Annotated in this window: 19 protein-coding genes; 12 read left to right on the forward strand and 7 right to left on the reverse strand. The window is 67.1% G+C overall.

The genetic code is table 11. From position 1 onward, the window contains the following. Positions 1-5: 5 nt before the first annotated feature. From AC4ELH_RS30095 to AC4ELH_RS30105, 3 genes are read right to left on the reverse strand one after another with little or no spacing between them, the layout of a single operon-like run. Complete coding sequence (locus AC4ELH_RS30095; RefSeq protein WP_174554315.1) at positions 6-1067, reverse strand: quinone-dependent dihydroorotate dehydrogenase; 1062 nt, start codon at positions 1065-1067, stop codon at positions 6-8. Further along, a complete protein-coding gene (locus AC4ELH_RS30100; protein WP_055114955.1) occupies positions 1067-1336 on the reverse strand; it encodes a DUF5703 family protein in 270 nt (89 codons plus the stop codon). Before AC4ELH_RS30100 ends, AC4ELH_RS30095 begins: the two co-directional genes overlap by 1 nt. Further along, a complete protein-coding gene (locus AC4ELH_RS30105) occupies positions 1333-2361 on the reverse strand; it encodes a YncE family protein (RefSeq protein WP_448443117.1) in 1029 nt (342 codons plus the stop codon). The genes AC4ELH_RS30100 and AC4ELH_RS30105 overlap by 4 nt, the downstream gene beginning before the upstream one ends. A 123-nt stretch (positions 2362-2484) precedes the next feature. Between AC4ELH_RS30105 and AC4ELH_RS30110 the strand changes: the two genes are divergently transcribed. Genes AC4ELH_RS30110 through AC4ELH_RS30130 form a run of 5 tightly spaced genes read left to right on the forward strand, consistent with a single transcriptional unit; the run spans position 2485 to position 5845 of the window. After that, positions 2485-2796, forward strand: coding sequence for a hypothetical protein (locus AC4ELH_RS30110; RefSeq protein WP_055114951.1), 312 nt, complete (start codon positions 2485-2487; stop codon positions 2794-2796). 55 nt (positions 2797-2851) lie between these two features. Beyond that, on the forward strand, positions 2852-3682 hold the full coding sequence (locus AC4ELH_RS30115; RefSeq protein WP_448443514.1) for an undecaprenyl-diphosphate phosphatase: 831 nt from the start codon (positions 2852-2854) through the stop codon (positions 3680-3682). 54 nt (positions 3683-3736) lie between these two features. Next, the gene (locus tag AC4ELH_RS30120; protein WP_064887145.1) at positions 3737-4408 is read left to right on the forward strand and encodes a histidine phosphatase family protein; all 672 of its coding nucleotides are present in this window, start codon (positions 3737-3739) and stop codon (positions 4406-4408) included. Between the two features lie 35 nt (positions 4409-4443). Further along, positions 4444-5031: a DUF3090 domain-containing protein gene (locus AC4ELH_RS30125; protein ID WP_448443114.1), complete on the forward strand. Its 588-nt coding sequence runs from the start codon at positions 4444-4446 to the stop codon at positions 5029-5031. Continuing rightward, positions 5015-5845, forward strand: a complete 831-nt coding sequence (locus AC4ELH_RS30130; protein WP_448443112.1) for an SCO1664 family protein — start codon at positions 5015-5017, stop codon at positions 5843-5845. The genes AC4ELH_RS30125 and AC4ELH_RS30130 overlap by 17 nt, the downstream gene beginning before the upstream one ends. Before the next feature lie 7 nt (positions 5846-5852). Here the strand turns inward: AC4ELH_RS30130 and AC4ELH_RS30135 are convergent, their stop codons facing one another. Continuing rightward, complete coding sequence (locus tag AC4ELH_RS30135) at positions 5853-6260, reverse strand: DUF2628 domain-containing protein (protein WP_064960590.1); 408 nt, start codon at positions 6258-6260, stop codon at positions 5853-5855. Between the two features lie 68 nt (positions 6261-6328). Here AC4ELH_RS30135 and AC4ELH_RS30140 point away from each other — a divergent pair, with 68 nt between their 5' ends. From AC4ELH_RS30140 to AC4ELH_RS30150, 3 genes are all read left to right on the forward strand, one after another. Continuing rightward, positions 6329-7090 carry a 3'(2'),5'-bisphosphate nucleotidase CysQ gene (locus AC4ELH_RS30140; protein ID WP_448443110.1) on the forward strand — a complete coding sequence of 254 codons (762 nt, stop codon included), beginning with the start codon at positions 6329-6331 and terminating at the stop codon, positions 7088-7090. Between the two features lie 124 nt (positions 7091-7214). Then, the gene (mshC, locus tag AC4ELH_RS30145; protein ID WP_448443108.1) at positions 7215-8453 is read left to right on the forward strand and encodes a cysteine--1-D-myo-inosityl 2-amino-2-deoxy-alpha-D-glucopyranoside ligase; all 1239 of its coding nucleotides are present in this window, start codon (positions 7215-7217) and stop codon (positions 8451-8453) included. Between the two features lie 38 nt (positions 8454-8491). Next, on the forward strand, positions 8492-9370 hold the full coding sequence (locus tag AC4ELH_RS30150) for an SDR family oxidoreductase (protein WP_135360695.1): 879 nt from the start codon (positions 8492-8494) through the stop codon (positions 9368-9370). Positions 9371-9409: 39 nt separating this feature from the next. Here the strand turns inward: AC4ELH_RS30150 and AC4ELH_RS30155 are convergent, their stop codons facing one another. Next, positions 9410-10288: a PAC2 family protein gene (locus AC4ELH_RS30155; RefSeq protein WP_055114934.1), complete on the reverse strand. Its 879-nt coding sequence runs from the start codon at positions 10286-10288 to the stop codon at positions 9410-9412. Positions 10289-10389: 101 nt separating this feature from the next. Here AC4ELH_RS30155 and AC4ELH_RS30160 point away from each other — a divergent pair, with 101 nt between their 5' ends. Further along, positions 10390-10575, forward strand: coding sequence for a hypothetical protein (locus tag AC4ELH_RS30160; protein ID WP_064960593.1), 186 nt, complete (start codon positions 10390-10392; stop codon positions 10573-10575). Positions 10576-10695: 120 nt separating this feature from the next. Next, on the forward strand, positions 10696-14445 hold the full coding sequence (gene metH / locus AC4ELH_RS30165) for a methionine synthase (protein ID WP_448443106.1): 3750 nt from the start codon (positions 10696-10698) through the stop codon (positions 14443-14445). A 19-nt stretch (positions 14446-14464) separates the two neighbouring features. Here metH and AC4ELH_RS30170 read toward each other — a convergent pair whose 3' ends face one another. Continuing rightward, positions 14465-15271: an NAD(P)H-binding protein gene (locus AC4ELH_RS30170; RefSeq protein ID WP_448443104.1), complete on the reverse strand. Its 807-nt coding sequence runs from the start codon at positions 15269-15271 to the stop codon at positions 14465-14467. A gap of 45 nt (positions 15272-15316) precedes the next feature. On the opposite strand from AC4ELH_RS30170, the gene AC4ELH_RS30175 reads away from it, so the two are divergent. Continuing rightward, complete coding sequence (locus AC4ELH_RS30175) at positions 15317-16000, forward strand: HAD family hydrolase (RefSeq protein WP_448443512.1); 684 nt, start codon at positions 15317-15319, stop codon at positions 15998-16000. Positions 16001-16098: 98 nt separating this feature from the next. Then, complete coding sequence (locus tag AC4ELH_RS30180) at positions 16099-17574, forward strand: sugar porter family MFS transporter (RefSeq protein ID WP_498888457.1); 1476 nt, start codon at positions 16099-16101, stop codon at positions 17572-17574. Here the strand turns inward: AC4ELH_RS30180 and AC4ELH_RS30185 are convergent. Further along, positions 17571-18071 carry a DUF7956 family protein gene (locus tag AC4ELH_RS30185; protein WP_448443100.1) on the reverse strand — a complete coding sequence of 167 codons (501 nt, stop codon included), beginning with the start codon at positions 18069-18071 and terminating at the stop codon, positions 17571-17573. The two genes, AC4ELH_RS30180 and AC4ELH_RS30185, sit on opposite strands and share 4 nt — an antisense overlap. Positions 18072-18107: the final 36 nt, after the last annotated feature.

The following is an 18107-nucleotide window of genomic DNA, read 5'->3' on the forward strand; positions in this document are numbered from 1 at the left end:
GGGACTCAGCGTGCAGCAGAACCCACGGCGTCGCTCAGCGACGTGAACCCACCGGCGTGCAACCGCTCGGCGACGCCGTCGTGGATCTGCTTGGCCCACAATCCGCCGCCGTAGATGAATCCCGTGTAGCCCTGGAGAAGCGTCGCCCCGGACGTGATCCGCTCCCACGCGTCGTCGGCGGTTTCGATGCCGCCGACGCTGATCAGCACGAGCTTGTCGCCCACCCGCCGGTACAACTGGCGCAGCACCTGCAGCGATCGGTGCGCCACGGGGCGTCCCGAGATTCCGCCGGTGCCGAGGTCGGCGACACCAGGCGTGGCCAGCCCGTCCCGCGAGATGGTGGTGTTGGTGGCGACAATCCCGGCGAGGTCCAATTCGACTGCCAGATCCGCGATTTCGTCGATATCGGCATCGGAGAGGTCGGGGGCGATCTTGACCAACACGGGCTTGTGCGTCTCGGCCTTGACCGCTGCCAGGATCGGGCGCAGCGATTCCACCGCCTGCAGATCCCGCAATCCGGGGGTGTTGGGGGAGCTGACGTTGACGACGACATAGGCGGCCAGTGCGCTCACCAGTCGGGTGCTCTCGGCGTAGTCGGCCACCGCGTCCTCGGGTGGCGTCACCTTGGTCTTGCCGATGTTCACCCCGATCGGCACCTCGGGGGTGTGCCGGGCCAGTCGGATGGCCAACGCCCCGGCGCCCTCGTTGTTGAAGCCCATCCGGTTGAGCAGCGCGTGGTCGTCGGGCAGCCGGAACAGCCGCGGCTCGGGGTTGCCCGGTTGTGGTTGCGCCGTGACGGTGCCGACCTCGGCGTACCCGAAGCCCAGCGCGCCCCACGTCTGCAGGCCACGGCCGTCCTTGTCGAACCCGGCGGCCAGCCCCATCGGGCCGGGGAACCGCACTCCGAACACCGTGCTGGCCAGTACGGGATCGGTGGGCGCCAACCGTCGCTCCAGCGCCCGACGCAGGAAGGCGGGACCGGTGACGGTGCGCAGCAGGGTGAACACCCACAGGTGGATCCGTTCCGGCGGCACCAGGAACAGCGCCCGCCGCAGGGCCGCGTAGATCACAGCGAAGGCGCCTGGGGTGTGCCCGGCATGGATGACGCGGATTTCTTGCGGCGCAACAGCACCCGTCGGCTCCCATCTGTGTAGGCCCGCACCCGGGTCAGTTCCCAGCCGCGGTACTCAGCCTCGATCGACAAGCGGATCGAGGCGCTGATCCTCGTGACATCCGGCGGTAGCCGCAGCGGAATCCAGTCGTATTCCTCGGAATGGTCCTCGGCGACGACCTTGTCCCATCCCGGGGGCATGCGACCCTGCTGGATGGTGGTCATGGGTGACCCGACGCGCTACCGATCACCTGAACCCCGGCTCCGGACCCCGACACCACGTAGAGGGTGTCGGTCCTGTCGTCGTAGGCCAGGGAGTTCGGTTGCTGCACGGTTCGATAACGCACCTTTTCCACCGGTATGCCGGTGGAGAGATCGTAACCAATCACGTTATTGGTCGCGGTTTGCGACACCCAGGCCAGCTTGTCGGATCCGGCCAGGCCGTAGGGGGCGGCGGGCACCGGGTAACGCTGCCGCATGATCAACGGGTCTGCGCCGAACACCAGTAGCTCGTCACCGCGGGTGTCGGCGACGAGGACCCGCCCGCGCGCGTCGGCGGCCAGCGTGGTGGCGCCTTCGCCGGCCCGCAGTGCCTGCGCGGCCTTGGTCCCGCTGGGGTTGACGGCCGTCACCGAGGTCTGGCCGCGGTCCAGAACCACCGCGGTGTTTCCTTGTGTGACAAGCGAATCGACCCGTGCGAAGATCTTGAGCTGGGCAGCCACTGCGTGGTCGCTGCCCAATGTGTAGACCGCTCCGTCTGCGCTGCCCAGCACCGGATTGCCGTCGGCGCGCAGTGCGATCGCCGTGAAGTCGACGCCCTGTGCGCCGTCCACGTCGATTTTGCTGGCCTTGGCGTCGGCCAGGTCGACCCGGAAGTATCCGCCACGGGTGGACGCCAGGACATCACCCTTGCCGTCGACGCTGAGCGCGGTGGCCGCGGGCATCAGCGTCACCTCGCGCGATGCCCGGCCGGTGGCCAGCAGGCTCAGCGTCGACTGACCTTCGGAGGCGGGGGACAGAACGGCCAGTGTGCCGGTTGCTGGGTCGAATACCGCACTCACAGCATGTCCGCGTAATTGTCGGATCTGGCCGTCCGGCGCGGCGGCGACAGGAGGCGAAACCGCAGCCTGAGCGGGCGCGATGGTGGGCGGCGGGGTGTCGGCGGGGTTGGACGTGCAGCCCGCGGTGAGCAGCAGGGCCAGCGCAACGAGGCCGGCGCGAACTGGCTGACCTGCAAGAATTGGGCGCAACGGAGGGCTCTCGGTCGGAATCGGATGGTCGGTGACGTGCAGGAATCCAGTCTAGGCATGGCGCTGGATCTGAAATGGTCGCGTCTGCAACCATCGCGGCATAAGTAGAGGTATGGTTCGATCATGACCCTCGCCGCAGACCGGGAACTGGGTAACCGAGAGTTTGCTATGGAGGATATTTCCACTGGTGTACACGCCAGTGGGTTTGGCCAAGTTGGCGATGGCCGGAGTTTTTCTTTCCACATCGAACGTCAGCAACTCGTGATCGAGGTCTACCGTCCGCGGCTGTCCGGCCCCGTTCCGGTCGAGGACGATGTGGTGGCCATGGCCACCCGCAAACTGACCGATATCGACCTGTCTGACGAACGCAGCCTCTCGGCAACCGTCCGAGACGCGGTAGCCGACGCGCAACGGGTTTCGCGCGCCACTCGCTGACGCATCGCACTGCCCGCGTCACGGTACGGTCGTCGGCGTGACTGACGTCGGTGCCATGTCCTGGCTGCAAGTGGTTGTGTTGTCGATTGTCCAGGGGCTCACCGAGTTTCTGCCGGTCTCGTCCTCGGGGCACCTCGCGATCACCTCGCGGGTGTTCTTCGACGACGACGCGGGCGCGTCGTTCACGGCGGTCACCCAGCTGGGCACCGAGCTCGCGGTGCTGGTGTACTTCGCCCGGGATATCGGCCGGATCATCAAGGCCTGGTTCGCGGGGCTGCTCGATGCGGCATACCGGTCCTCCGACTACTGGCTGGGCTGGTGGGTGATCATCGGCAGCATTCCGATCGGAGTGTTCGGCCTGCTGTTCAAGGATGAAATCCGTACCGGCGCACGGAATCTGTGGCTGGTGGCGTCGGCGCTGATCGTGTTCTCGGCGGTGATCGCCGCGGCCGAGTACTACGGCAGGCAGGTTCGCCGCGTCGAGCAGCTGACCTGGCGCGACAGCATCATTGTCGGCCTGGCCCAGTGCCTGGCCCTGGTGCCGGGGGTCTCCCGCTCGGGCGCGACCATCAGCGCCGGGCTCTTCCTCGGCATGGAGCGCGAGCTGGCTGCCCGGTTCGGCTTCCTGCTCGCGATCCCCGCGGTGTTCGCCTCCGGCATCTTCTCGCTGCCCGATGCCTTCCACCCGGCCGGAGACGGAATGAGCGCCAGCGGCGCCCAGCTACTGGTGGCCACCGTGATCGCGTTCGTCGTCGGCTTCGCGGCGATCGCCTGGTTCCTGAAATTCCTGGTGTCGCACAGCATGTACTGGTTCGTCGGCTACCGGGTGGTGCTGGGTGTGGTGGTGCTGGCCCTGCTGGGCACCGGGGTGGTCGCAGCGCAGTGATCCCGACCGTGCAAGCTGAACTGTGACCGACGAGCGCTGGCGCAAGGAGCCGATATGACCGTGATCCTGCTGAGGCACGGCCGCTCGACCTCGAACACCGCGCACACCCTGGCGGGCCGGAGCGAGGGCGTCGACCTCGACGAGCGCGGTACCGAACAGGCCGCCGGCCTCGTCGCGCGCATCGGGGAGCTGCCGGTGACCGCGATCGTGCACTCTCCGCTGCTGCGTTGCGTGCGCACCGTTGCGCCGCTGGCTGAGGCGCTGTCCCTGGAGCCGGTCGTCGACGAACGGCTGACCGAGGTGGACTACGGCAGCTGGACCGGGCGCGCCATCGGCGAACTGGTGAAGGAACCCCTGTGGTCAGTGGTCCAGCAGCAGCCCAGCGCGGCGGTGTTCCCCGAGGGTGAGGGGCTGGCCCAGGTTCAGGCCCGGGCGGTCGCCGCGGTACGCGAACGTGACCGCGCCTTGGCCGAGGAACACGGTGCCGACGTGCTGTGGCTGGCCTGCACGCACGGCGACGTGATCAAGGCGGTGCTTGCCGACGCGTTGGGTGTGCACCTGGACGGGTTCCAGCGCATCACCGCCGATCCGGCATCGATGAGCGTGATCCGCTACACCGAACTGCGCCCATTCGTGATGCACATCAACCACACCGGGACGCAATTGAGCGCCGGCCTTGCCGCCAAACCCGCCACCGACGCCGTGGTGGGTGGGTCCACCAACTGACCCGCGGTACCGATACCGGTATTTTGGAAGGTGCCATGGCCCGCGCAATTCACGTTTTCCGCACTCCCGACCGTTTCGTGGCCGGGACCGTCGGCCAACCCGGTAACCGAACTTTCTACCTGCAAGCTGTCCACGACAAACGGGTGATCTCGGTGATCTTGGAGAAGCAGCAGGTCGCGGTGCTGGCCGAACGCATCGCCGCCCTGTTGACCGAGATCAACCGCCGCTTCGGCACACCGATCCCGCCCGACACCGGTGAAGTCAGCGATCTGCTGCCCTTGGTCACGCCGGTCGACGCCGAGTTCCGGGTCGGCACGATGGGGCTGGGCTGGGATTCGGAAGCACAGACCGTGGTGGTCGAGCTGCTGGCGGTCTCTGAAGGCGAGTTCGATGCCTCGGTGGTCCTCGACGACGCGGAGGACGGTCCCGACGCGGTGCGGGTGTTCCTCAGCCCGGAGTCGGCCCGGGAGTTCGCCACCCGATCCAATCGGGTGATCTCGGCCGGACGCCCGCCCTGCCCGCTGTGCGATGAGCCACTGGATCCCGACGGCCACATCTGTGTGCGTACCAACGGCTATCGGCGCGGTGAGGTGGCCGGGTCCGACGATGACGCAGATTCCTAGCCCCGATCCCGACCCCGACGACGACGCGGTCCTGGCCGACGGTGAGTTGACGGTGATCGGCCGCATCCGGTCGGCCAGCAACGCCACCTTCCTGTGTGAGGCCAACCTGGGTACGCGGCAGGTGCACTGCGTGTACAAGCCGATCCGGGGTGAGGCGCCGCTCTGGGATTTCCCCGATGGCACCTTGGCCGGCCGTGAGCTGGGCGCCTACCTGGTATCGGCCGCATTGGGTTGGAATGTCGTTCCCCGCACCATTATTCGTGACGGGCCGGCCGGTCCGGGCATGCTGCAGCTGTGGGTGGACCAGCCAGGTGATCAGGTGGGGGACGAGCCGGATTCTGGCCCGGACCTGGTGGACCTGCTCCCGGCCGGGCACCTGCCGCCGGGCTTCCTGCCGATCCTGCAGGCCTACGACTACGCCGGCGACGAGGTGACGCTGGTGCACGCGGACGATCCGCGACTGTTCCGGATGGCCGTGTTCGACGTGCTGATCAACAACGCCGACCGTAAGGGCGGGCACATCCTGGCCGGTCTCGACGGCGCGGTCTACGGCGTCGACCACGGGGTGAGCCTGCACGTCGAGGACAAGCTGCGGACCGTGCTGTGGGGCTGGGCCGGCAAGCCCGTCGACGACGAGATTCTGGCCGACGTCACCGCGCTGCGTGACGGGTTCGGCGACCTGGCAGCGCAGTTGTGCGCACACATCACCGACGCCGAGACTGCCGCACTGCGGTCCAGAATCGTTGGGCTACTGCGCAATCCGGTCATGCCGACACCGGATCGGCATCGCCCGATCCCGTGGCCGGCGTTCTAGCGCGCCGCTAGCGGGCGCGCCCGAACCCTTCGAACGGATTCCAGGACTGACTGCCGCGCACGACGTGCAGGTAGTAGGCGTAGTTCGCGGTGGACATCGCCAATGCCCCGACGCCGATGCTGATGGCCCGGCCGATCGAGTCGCTGACGTCGAGCACAATCAGCACCGCCGCCACTGCGATGGTCAAAGCCAGCAGCGCCAATCCCTTGCGCCACATGCCTTTGACGAAGAAGTAGATCGGCCCGAACAGAAACGCCAGGATGTTCGACGTGAGCCGCAGCTTGGCCATGAAGCTGAGGTTGCGGTACGCGGCCTTCGCCTCGGGGCTGGAGCTCGGCAGGCCGTAGGTGTGGAAGAAGTCGAACTTCCAACGCCACGAGTCGGACAGGTTATCGACGGGGGTCTGCTCGGTCATCGCCCGACCTTAACGGCACAACCGGCCCCGCCAGCACATCAACCGGGCGTGCCACCGATACTGGTCCGATGCACTCGACCGATGCCGACCTGGCTGCCGCAGTGGCCAAGGAGGCCGGTGAGTTGTTGCTGGCCGTGCGTGAAGAGATCGGTTTCTACGACCCGTACTACCTCGGTGACGAGGGGGACCGGCGCTCCAACGCCTTGATCCTGGACCGGCTGGCCCAGGCCCGTCCCGGCGATTCCGTGCTCAGCGAGGAGGCGGTCGACGACCTGTCCCGCGTCGACGCCGACCGGGTCTGGATCGTCGACCCCGTCGACGGCACGCATGAGTTCTCCCTGCCCGGCCGCGAGGACTGGGCGGTGCACATCGCCCTGTGGCAGCGCTCCGTCGGCGTCGACGGAGGTCTGTCGGACGCTGTGGTGGCCCTGCCCGCCCGCGGTGAGGTGTACCGCAGTGACACGGTCAGTCCGCCCCGCCCGCGCCGTGACGGTCCGCTGTTGATCACCGCGAGCTCGAACCGGCCCCCGGCGGTGCTGTGGCGGATGCGCGAACAGCTCGACTTCCGGATGGTGCGCATCGGCTCGGCGGGGGCGAAGGCCATGGCGGTGGTGCGTGGTGACGTCGACGCCTACATCCACGCCGGCGGGCAGTGGGAGTGGGATTCGGCCGCGCCTGCGGGTGTGGTGCTGGCCGCGGGCCTGCATGCCTCGCGCCTCGACGGCTCGGAGCTGTGCTACAACCGCGCCGACCCGTACCTGCCGGATTTCGTGATGTGCCGCAAAGAGCTGGCACCGATCCTGTTGGAAGCGATCGGGATGGCCCGATGAGAAATGCGCACAACGATGCGGGAGATGCGGGAATGAAACTTCCCGCGGCGTTGTCTGACTTGCTGAACTGTGCGGGACCGACCGGTAGGAGGCCGTCCTGAGCGAGCACCTTAGAGTCGAAGCCATGCAATCGTGGTCGGCACCGTCAATTCCGGTGCTGGAAGGGCGTGGTCCGCAACTGCGGCTGTACGACAGCGCCGATCGGCAGGTACGGCCCGTCACGCCGGGACCGACGGCCACCATGTACGTGTGCGGCATCACCCCCTATGACGCCACCCATCTGGGCCACGCGGCGACCTACCTGACCTTCGACCTGGTGCACCGGCTGTGGCTGGACGCCGGGCACACCGTGCACTACGTGCAGAACGTCACCGATGTGGACGATCCGCTGTTCGAGCGGGCCGATCGCGACGGTATCGACTGGCGTGACCTCGGTGACCGCGAAACCCAGCTCTTCCGCGAGGACATGACGGCACTGCGCGTGCTGCCCCCGCATGACTACGTGGCCGCCACCGAGACCATCTCCGAGGTGGTGGAGCTGGTGGAGAAGATGCTGGCCTCCGGCGCGGCCTATGTCGTCGACGACGCCCAGTACCCCGACGTGTACTACCGCGCCGATGCCACCACGCAGTTCGGCTATGAGTCGGGCTACGACCGCGAGACCATGTTGCGGCTGTTCGGCGAGCGGGGCGGCGATCCCGGCCGCCCGGGCAAGAGCGATGAGCTCGACGCCCTGCTGTGGCGTGCCGAACGGCCCGGTGAGCCCAGCTGGCCGTCACCGTTCGGGGCGGGCCGGCCGGGCTGGCACGTGGAGTGCTCGGCGATCGCGCTCACCCGCATCGGCTCCGGGCTGGACATCCAGGGTGGCGGCAGCGACCTGATCTTCCCGCACCACGAGTTCTCCGCCGCACACGCCGAATCCGTCACGGGGGAGCGGAGGTTCGCCCGCCACTACGTGCACGCCGGCATGATCGGCTGGGACGGGCACAAGATGAGCAAGAGTCGCGGCAACCTGGTGCTGGTGTCCCGGCTGCGTGCGCAGGGAGTGGACCCTTCGGCGATCCGGCTCGGGCTGTTCGCCGGCCATTACCGCAGTGACCGGTTCTGGAGCGACGCCGTGCTCGACGAGGCCAACGCCCGACTGAAGCAGTGGCGCACGGCCACGGCCCTGCCCGCCGGTCCGGATGCCACCGACGTGGTGGCCCGGGTGCGCCAGTATCTCGCCGACGATCTGGACACCCCGAAAGCGCTTGCCGCACTGGATGGTTGGTGTACCGATGCGCTGGCCTACGGCGGACATGACACCGCTGCGCCACGACAGGTCGCCGCCACCGTGGATGCGCTGCTGGGCGTCGAGCTCTAGGCCTCGTCGCGCGCGCCCCGGTGGGGTACGTTGCGGCAATGGGTTCTGTGAACGGGAAAGTCGTCTTCATCACCGGCGGTGCGCGCGGCATCGGCGCCGAGGTGGCCCGCCGGCTGCGGCGCCGGGGCGCCAAGTTGGTGCTCACCGACCTCGATGAGGCGCCGTTGAGCGCACTGGCCGCCGAGCTCGGCGAGGAGCATGTGCTGACCGCGTTGGCCGACGTGCGTGACCTGGCCGCCATGCAGAAGGCCGCCGATGCCGCCGTCGAGCGGTTCGGCGGCATCGACATCGTGATGGCCAACGCCGGCATCGCCAGCTTCGGTTCGGTCATGCAGGTCGATCCCGAGGCGTTCAAACGGGTCATCGACATCAACGTGACGGGTGTGTTCAACACCGTGCGGGCCACGCTGCCGTCGGTCGTCAAGCGCCGCGGGTATGTGCTGGTGGTGTCCTCCCTCGCGGCCTTCACCTCGGCCCCCGGCCTGGCCGCGTATCACGCTTCCAAGGCCGGTGCCGAGTACTTCGCCAACACGTTGCGTCTCGAGGTGGCCCACCTCGGCGTCGACGTCGGCTCGGCACACATGAGCTGGATCGACACCCCGCTGGTGCAGGACGCCAAGTCGGACCTGTCGGCCTTCCGGGAGATGCTCTCCAAGCTGCCGCCGCCCCTGAACCGGACGACCACCGTCGACGCCTGCGGCGCCGCCTTCGTCAAGGGCATCGAGGGCCGCAAGAAGCGGATCTACAGCCCGGAATGGGTCGGGGCGTTCCGGTGGATCCGGCCGTTCGTCACCACGCCACTGGCCGAGCGCGACATCCGCAAGTTCACCCCGACGCTGCTGCCGAAACTCGACGCCGAGGCCGCCGCACTCGGCCGCTCGACCAGCGCCCGTATCGAGGCCCTGGAAGACAAGTAACGCTCACGGCTCAGTGGCCGGTTGTGACACGCTGCCTGGTCAGCGCCCCCGGCGTCGCAGGTAGCGCTCGAACTCGGCCGCCAGCGCGTCGCCGTCGATCTTGCCGAGCGCCTCGTTCATGTCGACCTCGGCGTCGCCGCGCTGCTCCAGGGAGGCGACATATTCGGCGATCTCCTCGTCCTCGGCGGTCATCTCGGTGACGGCCTGCTCCCACTCCTCGGCGGCAGCGGGCAGATCGGCCAACGGCACCTCGACGTCCAGCACGTCCTCGACCCGGCGCAGCAGCGCCACCGTGGCCTTGGGACTGGGCGGCTGCGACACGTAGTGCGGAACCGCGGCCCAGAAGGTCACGGCCGGGATTCCGGCCTGCACGCAGGCGTCCTGGAACACTCCGGCGATCCCGGTCGGGCCTTCGTAACGGGTCTCTTCCAGGCCGAAGAATTTCGCCGACTCGGCCGAATACGCCGAACCCGACACCGGCACCGGCCTGGTGTGCGGGGTGTCGGCGAGCAGCGCGCCCAGGATCACCACGGTCTGCACGTTGAGTTTGTCGGCGATGGCCAGCAACTCGGCACAGAAGGTGCGCCAGCGCATGTTGGGCTCGACACCGTGCATCAACACCACGTCACGGTTGCTGCCGGGCGGACGGCAGTGCGAGATCCGCATCGACGGCCACACCAGTTCCCGGGTGACGCCGTCGACCTGGCGGATCACCGGACGGTTCACCTGATAGTCGTAGTACGACTCATCGTCGATCTCGACGATCGGTTGGGCTTCCCAGATCGCATCCAGGTGGTCCAGCGCGTCACTGGCCGCGTCGCCGGCGTCATTCCAGCCCTCGAAAGCCGCCACGACGGTGGCGTCCTTCAATTCGGGCAGGTTCATACGCCGGCCGGCGTTCGGATACGACGGTGTCACACCTTCAGCCTAAGCCTTGGACGGTGCCGATGAGCCCGTTGTCCGCGCGGGTCGCGGCGGCACCGAACAGCCGTATTCGATAGACCGACTATCCTGTTTGGGTGGCTGCCGCTGACAAGTCTGCCCACGACGCTGATCTGCTCGACACCTTGTCGCAGCTCGTGGTGGTGGGTGTCGGCGCAGTCGAGACCAAATACGTTCGGCTGCAATCTGGTCAAGGCACGCGTCGCCACGCGGGTCAGGTCGATCGCAGCGACGAGTTGGGCGTCCAGACGTCGATCAGGTGACGACGTAGACTCTTCTGGTCGAGAGGCGTTGCAACGGCTATCTGGGGGGACTGGGTCTCCTTCGATATCCGCCACGCTCGGCAGAGTCAAGGACGCCTTCCGTTACGGAAGGAGTGCACTGTGAACGCCCCCGAGCCGAACAAGCTTGAGCCCAACATCCGCCCCGACTGCACCGAGGCACTGACGGACACCCTGCGCCGGCGGATCATGGTGATCGACGGCGCGATGGGCACGGCGATCCAGCGCGACCGGCCGGATGAGGCCGGCTACCGGGGCGACCGGTTCAAGGACTGGCCGAGCGATCTCCAGGGCAACAACGACCTGCTCAACCTCACGCAGCCGCACATCATCGAGGCGATCCACCGCGAATACCTCGAGGCGGACGCCGACATCCTGGAGACCAACACGTTCAACGCGAACGCGGTCTCGTTGTCCGACTACGACATGGCAGACCTGAGTTATGAGCTGAACTACGCCGGCGCTGCTCTTGCCCGGAAGGCCTGCGACGAGTTCAGCACAGAGGACAAGCCCCGCTACGTTGCCGGGGCGCTCGGCCCGACCACACGGACCGCTTCGATCTCGCCGGACGTCAACGATCCCGGAGCCCGCAACGTCTCCTACGACCAGCTGGCTGCCGCCTACCTCGAGGCCGCCAACGGGCTGATCGACGGCGGCGCCGACCTCATCATCATCGAGACGATCTTCGACACGCTGAACGCGAAGGCCGCGGTGTTCGCCCTCGAGACGCTGTTCGAGGACCGCGGACGCCGCTGGCCCGTGATCATCTCGGGCACCATCACCGATGCGTCCGGACGCACCCTGTCCGGCCAGGTCACCGAGGCGTTCTGGAACTCGATCAGGCACGCCAACCCGATCGCGGTGGGGCTCAACTGCGCCCTCGGCGCGCCGGAGATGAGGCCCTACATCGCCGAGATGTCGCGGATCGCGGACACCTTCGTCTCCTGCTACCCCAACGCGGGCCTACCCAACGCCTTCGCCGAGTACGACGAATCCCCGGACAGCCAGGCGTCCTACATCGCCGAGTTCGCCGAAGCCGGTCTGATCAACCTGGCCGGTGGTTGCTGCGGAACGACTCCGGCGCACATCGCGAAGATCGCCAAGGTCGTCGAGGGTAAGGCGCCGCGTGAGGTGCCGCAGATCCCGGTGGCCACCCGCCTGTCGGGCCTGGAGCCGCTCAACATCACCGAGGACTCCCTGTTCGTCAACATCGGTGAGCGCACCAACATCACCGGCTCGGCCCGGTTCCGCAACCTGATCAAGGCCGAGGACTACGACACCGCGCTGTCGGTCGCCCTGCAGCAGGTCGAGGTCGGTGCGCAGGTCATCGACATCAACATGGACGAGGGCATGATCGACGGCGTCGCCGCGATGGACCGGTTCACCAAGCTGATCGCGGCCGAGCCCGACATCAGCCGCGTCCCGGTGATGATCGACTCCTCCAAGTGGGAGGTCATCGAAACCGGCCTGAAGAACGTGCAGGGCAAGCCGATCGTCAACTCGATCTCCATGAAGGAGGGCGAGGAGAAGTTCGTCCGCGAGGCGCGGTTGTGCCGCAAGTACGGCGCCGCCGTCGTGGTGATGGCCTTCGACGAGCAGGGGCAGGCCGACAACCTGGAGCGCCGCAAAGAGATCTGCGGGCGCGCCTACCGGATCCTGACCGAAGAGGTCGGCTTCCCGGCAGAGGACATCATCTTCGACCCGAACTGCTTCGCGCTGGCGACCGGTATCGAGGAGCACGCGACCTACGGGATCGACTTCATCCAGGCCTGCGCCTGGATCAAGGAGAACCTCCCCGGGGTGCACATCTCCGGCGGTATCTCGAACGTGTCGTTCTCGTTCCGGGGCAACAACCCCGTGCGCGAGGCGATCCACGCGGTGTTCCTGTTCCACGCCATCAAGGCAGGCCTGGACATGGGCATCGTCAACGCCGGTGCGCTGGTGCCGTACGACTCGATCGATCCTGAGCTGCGGGAGCGGATCGAGGACGTCGTCCTGAACCGTCGCGAGGATGCGGCCGAGCGGCTACTGGAGATCGCCGAACGGTTCAACAAGTCGGAGAAATCCGAGGATCCGGCCGCGGCCGAGTGGCGCGGCCTCCCGGTGCGGGAGCGGATCACCCACGCCCTCGTCAAGGGCATCGACGCTCACGTCGACGCCGATACCGAGGAATTGCGTGCCGAGATCGCCGCCGCCGGCGGCCGTCCGATCGAGGTGATCGAGGGCCCGCTGATGGACGGCATGAACGTCGTCGGCGACCTCTTCGGCGCGGGCAAGATGTTCCTGCCCCAGGTGGTGAAGTCGGCCAGGGTGATGAAGAAGGCTGTCGCCTACCTGTTGCCGTACATCGAGGCGGAGAAGGCTGAGAACGGCACCGCCGATTCGAAGGACACCAACGGCACGATCGTGATGGCGACCGTGAAGGGCGACGTCCACGACATCGGCAAGAACATCGTCGGGGTCGTGTTGCAGTGCAACAACTTCGAGGTGATCGACCTCGGCGTGATGGTGCCTGCCCAGAAGATCCTGGACGCGGCGAACGAACACAACGCCGACATCATCGGGCTGTCCGGCCTGATCACCCCGTCCCTGGACGAGATGGTCAACTTCGCCGTCGAGATGGAACGCCAGGGGTTGGAGATCCCGCTGCTGATCGGTGGGGCGACCACCTCGCGCGCCCACACGGCCGTGAAGATATCGCCGCGTCGCAAGGGTCCGGTGGTCTGGGTCAAGGACGCTTCCCGCTCGGTGCCGGTCGCCGCCGCGCTCCTGGACGACAAGCAGCGGCCGGCCTTGCTGGAGTCCACCGAGGCCGACTATGCGTCTCTGCGCGAACGGCACGCCCAGAAGAACGAGCGGCCGATGCTGACGCTGGAGAAGGCCCGCGCGAACCGGACGCCGATCGAGTGGGAGGGCTACACCCCGCCGGTGCCGGCTCAGGGTGTGGGAGTCCGGGATTTTCACGATTACGACCTGGCCGAGCTGCGTGAGTACATCGACTGGCAGCCGTTCTTCAACGCCTGGGAGATGAAGGGCCGCTTCCCCGACATCCTGAACAACCCGGCGTCGGGCGAGGCTGCCCGCAAGCTGTACGACGACGCCCAGGAGATGCTCGACACCCTGATCAAGGAGAAGTGGCTGCGCGCCAACGGGGTGATCGGGTTCTTCCCGGCGAACGCGGTCGGAGACGACATCGAGGTCTACACCGACGAGACCCGTACCGAGGTGCTGACCACGTTGCACAACCTGCGCCAGCAGGGCGAGCACCGCGACGGCATCCCGAACCGGTCGCTGGGTGACTTCATCGCACCGAAGTCCACGGGTCTGGCCGACTACGTCGGCGCCTTCGCAGTCACCGCGGGCCTGGGCAGCCAGGAAAAGATCATGGAGTTCAAGGCTGCCATCGACGACTACAGCGCGATCCTGCTGGAGTCGCTGGCCGACCGGTTGGCGGAGGCGTTCGCCGAGCGGATGCACCAACGGGTCCGCGAGGAGTTCTGGGGGTACCAGCCCGATGAGCACCTCGACAACGAGGCGCTCATCGGCGAGAAGTACGTGGGCATCCGGCCTGCTCCGGGCTACCCGGCCTGCCCAGAGCACACCGAGAAGGTCACGCTCTGGAAGTTGATGCAGGTCAAGGAACGGACCGGTATCGAGCTGACCGAGTCGATGGCGATGTGGCCCGGTGCTGCCGTCAGCGGCTGGTACTACTCACACCCGCAGTCGCAGTACTTCGTGGTCGGCCGGATGGCGCAGGACCAGGTCGCGGACTACGCGAAGCGCAAAGGTTGGACCCTCCAGGAGGCCGAGCGTTGGCTCAGCTCCAACCTGGCCTACAACCCGGAGGACTGACCGAAACCCTTTGCGCCCGCTAGGTGAACAGGCTCCGGTTGCGCGCCGCCCACTGCGCGATCGATTCGGCCGGGGTGCCCGTCAGCCGCTCGACGTTGTCGTTGGCGGCCTGGGGCTCCAGATCGCCGTCGAAGAGGTCGAGATACCAGTGCGCGCCGTCGCCCATGACGGGGCGCAGCAGTTCTTCGGCCTCGGCGCGGGTGCACTGCTGCGCGTCGACGGGCAGGCCGATGCCCGCACCTATCTGGCGGGCAATGTCGGCGCGTGACAACGCGACGGGGCCGGTGAGTTCGTACATCGCGCTCAGATGCGCGTCCTGCGGGCCGGCCAACAGGTGCGCGGCCACCCGGGCGATGTCGTCCATCGACACCGGGGCTTCGACGTGATCGGGGGCGACGTCGTGGATGGTGCCGGTCTTGATCTGCGGGGCCCACATCGCGAAGTTCTCGCAGAACTCGCCGGGCCCCAGCTGGGTGTGTGCCAACCCTGAGCCGGTGATGGCCTCGGCGTGCTCCGTCCAATGTGCACCGCCGGACAGCGCCACCACGTACTGCACACCCGCTTGCACCAGCATCTCGAGCGTGGGTCCGACGGTGGCGGGGAATGGCGCCAGATACACGCGCTCGACGCCCTCAAATGCGGCCCGCAGCGTCTCTGGCTTTCCCAGGTATCCGGTGATTGTTGTCACAGATTCCGGCAGCGCCGCCTTCGCCGGGTTTGCGGTCAATGCGCGGATGTCCCCGATATCGCTGCCGCCCAAACGAATTAGTTCGTCCACGACGCGCCTGCCGATGTTGCCTGTGGCTCCCGTCACCAATATCGTCATCCTCCCACGCTATCGACACCGTCCGACAATGCGAGAATGGATGGCATGCGTGCGGTGCTCTGGGATATGGACGGCACGCTCGTCGACTCCGAAAAGCTGTGGGACATCGCCATGCACGCGCTGTATGCGCGGTCGGGCGCAGTGCTGACGCCCGAGGTCCGGGAATCGACCGTCGGCGGCTCGGCCGAGACCGTCATGCGTATCGTCTACGACGATCTCGGCCTTGACCCCGATCCTGCCGCCATGGCCGAATCGGCGGACTGGCTGCATGACTACACCGGTGAGCTGTTCGAACAGGGATTGCCATGGCGGCCCGGGGCCAAGGAGATGCTCGACGGTCTGACCGCCGCCGGGGTCCCGATGGCGCTGGTGACCAACACCCGCCGCGGGCTCACCGAGCGGGCCCTGAAAAGCATTGGCAGCCATTACTTCACGGTGAGCGTCTGCGGTGACGAAGTGGACGAGGCCAAGCCGGCGCCGGATCCCTACCTGCGGGCCGCGCACCTGCTCGGGGTGCCCGTGGAGCACTGTCTGGCCGTGGAGGATTCGGTCACCGGGACGGCGTCGGCCGAAGCCGCCGGTTGCCCGGTGTTGGTGATACCCAACGACGTCGAGGTTCCCGTGGGGGCGCGGCGCAGGCATGCCGAAACGCTCGGTGCCCTCGATGTCTCGGACCTGCGGATGATCCATGCCGAGCTGGCGTCGGTCACGGACGTGCGCAGCGCCTGACCCGCGTCGAATCCAGCTGCCGGATATGGCCCTAGCTGCCGGTCCGCTGTGCCAAGGTGATTGTGACCAGTCACGCAATGGTGCGGAGGGGACACGGTATGTCACACGGCCCGGTAGATGGCGGCGCTCCCGCAGTCCACGACGATGACTATTACTCGTCCGGACGCAGCGCTGTGCGTATCGCCTCGGTCGCTGCATTGGGCGGGTTGCTGTTCGGCTACGACAGTGCGGTCATCAACGGTGCGGTGGACGCCATCCAGAAGCACTTCGACATCGACAACAAGATCCTGGGATTCGCAGTCGCCTCTGCGCTGCTCGGTGCGGCCGTCGGTGCGCTCACGGCGGGCCGGATAGCCGACCGGATCGGCCGGATCGCGGTGATGAAGATCGCCGCGGTGCTCTTCTTCATCAGCGCGATCGGCACCGGGCTGGCTCCCAGCGTGTGGGTCGTGGTGTTGTTCCGTGTCGTCGGCGGTATCGGCGTCGGTATCGCCTCGGTGATCGCCCCGGCCTACATCGCCGAGACCTCGCCACCGCGGATTCGCGGCCGGTTGGGGTCGCTGCAGCAGCTGGCGATCGTCTGCGGCATCTTCCTGGCCTTGAGTATCGACGCGCTGTTGGCCCACATCGCGGGGGAAGCCGGCAAGGAACTCTGGCTCAACATGGAGGCCTGGCGGTGGATGTTCCTGTTGATGACGGTGCCCGCCGTCGTGTACGGCCTGCTGACCTTCACCATTCCCGAATCACCGCGGTATCTCGTTGCCACACACCGGATTCCCGAGGCACGCAAGGTGCTGTCGCGGCTGCTGGGGGAGAAGAACCTGGAGATCACCCTCGGCCGGATCCAGGACACCCTTCAGCAGGAGAAACCGGCGGCCTGGCGCGATCTGCGAAAGCCGACAGGCGGTGTCTACGGCATCGTGTGGGTGGGCCTCGGGCTGTCGGTGTTTCAGCAGTTCGTCGGCATCAACGTGATCTTCTACTACTCGAATGTGTTGTGGCAGGCCGTCGGTTTCGACGAGAGCTCGTCGTTCATCATCACGGTGATCACCTCGGTGACCAACATCGTCACCACGCTGATCGCGATCGCATTGATCGACAAGATCGGTCGTAAGCCGCTGCTGTTGATCGGTTCGGTGGGGATGGCGGTGACACTGGGCACGATGGCAGTCATCTTCGGGACTGCCCAGACACATGAGGTGCTCAACAAGTCGACCGGTCTGATGGAGCTGCAACCGTACCTCGGCGGCATCACCGGGCCGATCGCCCTGGTCGCGGCCAACCTGTTCGTGGTGGCCTTCGGCATGTCCTGGGGGCCGGTGGTGTGGGTGCTGCTCGGCGAGATGTTCCCCAACCGCATCCGGGCGGCCGCGCTCGGCTTGGCCGCAGCCGGGCAGTGGGCAGCGAACTGGCTGATCACCGTGTCGTTCCCGGAACTTCGCAACGTCCTGGGCGCGGCGTACGGCTTCTATGCGCTGTGCGCGGTGCTGTCGTTCCTGTTCGTGTGGCGCTGGGTCGAGGAGACCAAGGGCAAGAACCTCGAAGACATGCGCGCCAATGCCTTGAGTGCCTAGCGGTCAACCGGCGGGTCCCAGCCCGGCGGCAGCAGTGGTGGCTCGAAATCGTCGGTATACGGCGACCAACCGATGCTGCGGGCGATCTCGACAGCCGCCTCGACCAGCTTCTCGGGCGAGCAACCCTGGTGGGCCAGATGGACCTCGCAGTGCCCGGCGACCACCCAGACGCTGGACAAGTGTGGCTGCACCAGGGCGAACTCGCCGGGATCGGCGCGGTGTGCCTCGTAGGCCCCCTGGGCTGGGTCGGCGCCGTAGCGCAGCTCCTCGACCTCGGCGGCGAAGTCCGGCACGGGATGAATCGACAGTGCCAGGGTTGCGGACGAGGTCGGGTCAGGGCCCCAGGACGCCGACAGACAGTCGAGCGGCAGGATCGGGTTGGCGCGGCGATTGTTCTGGACCAGGTCCGTGACCGGCAGGTGTTTGGCCAGGATCGTGCCGATTGCCGAGACCCGGGCGGTGTAGGTCGGCAGCGGGTCGCCGACAGATTCGCTCACCCTTCTATGGAACCCCACAAATGGACCCCCTCCGAG

Source organism: Mycobacterium shunyiense (assembly GCF_058270075.1).

Coding starts and splice junctions, on each gene's coding strand:
- AC4ELH_RS30100 (WP_055114955.1), bottom strand. CDS start 1,336: ATGACCACCATCCAGCAGGGTCGCATGCCCCCGGGATGGGACAAGGTC.
- AC4ELH_RS30110 (WP_055114951.1), top strand. CDS start 2,485: ATGACCCTCGCCGCAGACCGGGAACTGGGTAACCGAGAGTTTGCTATG.
- AC4ELH_RS30115 (WP_448443514.1), top strand. CDS start 2,852: ATGTCCTGGCTGCAAGTGGTTGTGTTGTCGATTGTCCAGGGGCTCACC.
- AC4ELH_RS30120 (WP_064887145.1), top strand. CDS start 3,737: ATGACCGTGATCCTGCTGAGGCACGGCCGCTCGACCTCGAACACCGCG.
- AC4ELH_RS30125 (WP_448443114.1), top strand. CDS start 4,444: ATGGCCCGCGCAATTCACGTTTTCCGCACTCCCGACCGTTTCGTGGCC.
- AC4ELH_RS30130 (WP_448443112.1), top strand. CDS start 5,015: ATGACGCAGATTCCTAGCCCCGATCCCGACCCCGACGACGACGCGGTC.
- AC4ELH_RS30135 (WP_064960590.1), bottom strand. CDS start 6,260: ATGACCGAGCAGACCCCCGTCGATAACCTGTCCGACTCGTGGCGTTGG.
- AC4ELH_RS30140 (WP_448443110.1), top strand. CDS start 6,329: ATGCACTCGACCGATGCCGACCTGGCTGCCGCAGTGGCCAAGGAGGCC.
- mshC (WP_448443108.1), top strand. CDS start 7,215: ATGCAATCGTGGTCGGCACCGTCAATTCCGGTGCTGGAAGGGCGTGGT.
- AC4ELH_RS30150 (WP_135360695.1), top strand. CDS start 8,492: ATGGGTTCTGTGAACGGGAAAGTCGTCTTCATCACCGGCGGTGCGCGC.
- AC4ELH_RS30170 (WP_448443104.1), bottom strand. CDS start 15,271: ATGACGATATTGGTGACGGGAGCCACAGGCAACATCGGCAGGCGCGTC.
- AC4ELH_RS30175 (WP_448443512.1), top strand. CDS start 15,317: ATGCGTGCGGTGCTCTGGGATATGGACGGCACGCTCGTCGACTCCGAA.
- AC4ELH_RS30180 (WP_498888457.1), top strand. CDS start 16,099: ATGTCACACGGCCCGGTAGATGGCGGCGCTCCCGCAGTCCACGACGAT.